Below are 2,645 nucleotides of genomic sequence, written 5' to 3'. Positions count from 1 at the left end.
GGTCGCCATACCCCTGAAGGGGTTTGTACGAGTGGGAAATGGCTGGAGAAGGGCAGAACGAGAGGACTGGACAAGGTGATAGGAGGCTTGATGATCGAGACTTGCAGCATACCGCCAGTTTTGCATTCCTGGCCCGGCTTACAGGGTTTTCCATGCTCGGTGGGACTTTTCATGTCGTGGCAGCAGTCTTGCCCCATACCATCCATCATCGCCATGCCCATGGTTTTCATCGGGCATGGTTCAGTCGATGCCTGAACACCCGCCATCCCGCTGAGGGGAAGCGCCAAGCTAATCAGGAAAATTAGGCAAAACCGCAGGTAGCGTTTCATGAGCTGGAGTGTAGACGGTGCAAATGGCCCTTACAATTCACCCTTGAGACTCCTTTGTCGGCTATCACCAACCGCTATGCGGCGCTCATTTCCATTACTGGGCTTAAAGTACCTAACCATGCTATGAGACAAATAATGATGACTGCCATTGAAAATTCGAGCTTCATGCTACGGCGCAAGGCATTGACCGCGACAGCATAGTCTCCATTTCGAACAGAACGTTCCAAGAGCGGGCTTAGGTGAAAACGGTTGAGCGTCGCTAATACGATCATCCCGGCAAAGAGCAGGACCTTCAAAAATAGCAACTCGCCATAAGTGCTGAGCATCACCTCATCGAGATTTGGCCCAACGATAAATAGGTAGTTCGCCACTCCCGTAATGCTGATGATCACTACAATCACCGCGCCGGCCGATTCAAACCCTGTCAGTACCCGAGCAAGAATTCGTGCTTCTCGCTCACCTTTCAGTGATTTCAAACGCAGCAGCAGGGCAAATGCCGCTAGCGCACCCAACCAACCGCCTGCGGCCAAAAGATGGAAGATGTCGCTAATAAAGTGCCAGTAGCGACGGCTTCCCTCGTCCATTGCTCCGTGCCCCGTCCATGCCAGCGTCGCTAGCGCAATCGCGCCACAGACAGTGACAATCCAAAGACTCAGTGTTGGAAAGCGCTTGTTCAGGGAAACGCCAATAATTGCCGTCACCAACGCCCCTATTCGGACCATCCAGGTCAAACCGACGTCAGTCCCCATGAGAACCATTTGAAAAATATGGTGATGTAGCTCCATAAAGCCCGATACGCCACTCATTGCTTTCGCAAGCAACAGCATGGCTGCAAGGGACAGAGCTACACCTACAACAGATGTACCGTAAAGAAGCGACTCAAAATTCAAAACCGCTCCCGATACTCTTTCTTTACCCCTCAGGCTATAAAGACCGAAAATTGCCAGTCCAAATAAGAGCATAAGATCGAAATAAAGGGCAAAGCGAACAGCGATATTTATTGAGTCGCTCATGAATCATTTCACTTTGAAGGAAAAGTTACCGGTAATCGGGTGAGTGTCCGAGGAGACGGCACGCCATTCGACTTTATAAGTACCCGTGGTCAATGGCGATGCGGGCGTGATAACCATCGTCTTCGGATCACTGCCACCTGCAACGCCGGCTTTTACGCCCATAGGAGAGTTCGGCATGCCAGGCATATCGGTCATGATCAGTTTGGCACCAGAGAACTGAGTCGTTAGATTCTCAGAAAAGTGCAGTTCAATTTTAGAAGGAGCCGCCGCATCCGACCCTTCAGCGGGAGTAGAAGAAACCAGCTTTGGATGCGCCTGAGCAACTGCACTCAGAAGCAAACCCGCAGTCAGCGCAACAGCTACGGTGGTAGTTTTAAGGAATGACATGCAAGACTCCTCACAGCAAGAGCTGTTGGTTCTAGGTTTTTTAGGGAATATCTAGTTTTTACTTTTTGACGCTTGTTAAAGCCACTGGCGAATACCTAGCAGATTCCGTGTCCTAGGGCGGGCTGGACAGGAAGAAATCACAAGAACTCTAACGTCACAGTGCGAGTACACGATGCCACATGAACGCAAACTATTCGATTACATTTCAGTCAGCTTGAGGTGGGATTTTGGACACTGATAAGCGCGTATACAGGGCCGAATACGTGACTCCCTTTGCGACGCGCCAAGAGGTTTCCGTCATCCACGAACGTTCCCTTTGAGCTAACCACATGCTGCTAGATATATATGAGCAACGGGCCTTACGCCTTTTTTTCATCCGCACAAGGGAGTTCAATATGAAAGGCTGTTTTTCCGCTTGATGACGTACACCAAATCTTGCCGTCATGCGCTTCTATGATTGATCGAGTGATCGACAAACCTAGCCCTGCATTGCTTGGGCTCCCTTCTCTGCGAGCCGGGTCCACGCGATAAAAACGATCGAACAACTTTTCAAGATGCTCAGGCGCGATTGGCTTTCCAGGGTTCTCCACGGAGACCGATATTGAAGTTCCTTTCTGCCGGATATCGACACTAATACACTCCCCTTCGGGGGTGTACCGGAGTGCATTTGAGAGCAGATTAGAGATGGCCCTGTCGAGCATAAGGACGTCACCTCGGACGCTCCCCCTCCCTGTGACTTTGAGGTCGATCCCTCGCTCATCAGCAAGCAAGCGGTAGTATTCGAGTAATTTCTCTACTACCGCTACCAGGTCTATCGGTTTGTTTTCATGTGTAATCAGACCGTTGTCTGATTTCGCCAGAAAAAGCATGTCATCAATCATCCGGCCCATACGTTTTAAATCATCAAGATTTGAGT

4 protein-coding genes are annotated in these 2,645 nt (G+C 50.2%); all 4 read right to left on the bottom strand.

Annotated features, from left to right (window positions below):
* A partial coding sequence (locus tag A7D21_RS36095) for a hypothetical protein (protein WP_083272304.1) occupies positions 1 to 329 on the bottom strand: 329 nt, incomplete at its 3' end.
* 74 nt (positions 330 to 403) lie between these two features.
* Entirely contained in the window at positions 404 to 1,342 is a 939-nt protein-coding gene (gene copD, locus A7D21_RS33875) for a copper homeostasis membrane protein CopD (RefSeq protein WP_010565112.1), read from the bottom strand.
* A 3-nt stretch (positions 1,343 to 1,345) separates the two neighbouring features.
* On the bottom strand, positions 1,346 to 1,729 hold the full coding sequence (gene copC, locus A7D21_RS33870; protein WP_010565111.1) for a copper homeostasis periplasmic binding protein CopC: 384 nt from the start codon (positions 1,727 to 1,729) through the stop codon (positions 1,346 to 1,348).
* 359 nt (positions 1,730 to 2,088) lie between these two features.
* Positions 2,089 to 2,645: ATP-binding protein (locus A7D21_RS33865; protein WP_141718325.1), on the bottom strand; the 557-nt coding region annotated here is incomplete at its 5' end.

This window comes from Pseudomonas sp. AP19, assembly GCF_001728855.1.
In the GTDB taxonomy this organism is placed as follows: Bacteria; Pseudomonadota; Gammaproteobacteria; order Pseudomonadales; family Pseudomonadaceae; genus Aquipseudomonas; species Aquipseudomonas fluorescens.
The sequence above is the reverse complement of the archived record's forward strand: the minus strand, read 5'-3'. Positions and strand labels throughout refer to the sequence as shown.

Bases quoted from the DNA above. Each gene is read 5' to 3' on its own strand.
- copD (WP_010565112.1), bottom strand. From the start codon at position 1,342: ATGAGCGACTCAATAAATATCGCTGTTCGCTTTGCCCTTTATTTCGAT.
- copC (WP_010565111.1), bottom strand. From the start codon at position 1,729: ATGTCATTCCTTAAAACTACCACCGTAGCTGTTGCGCTGACTGCGGGT.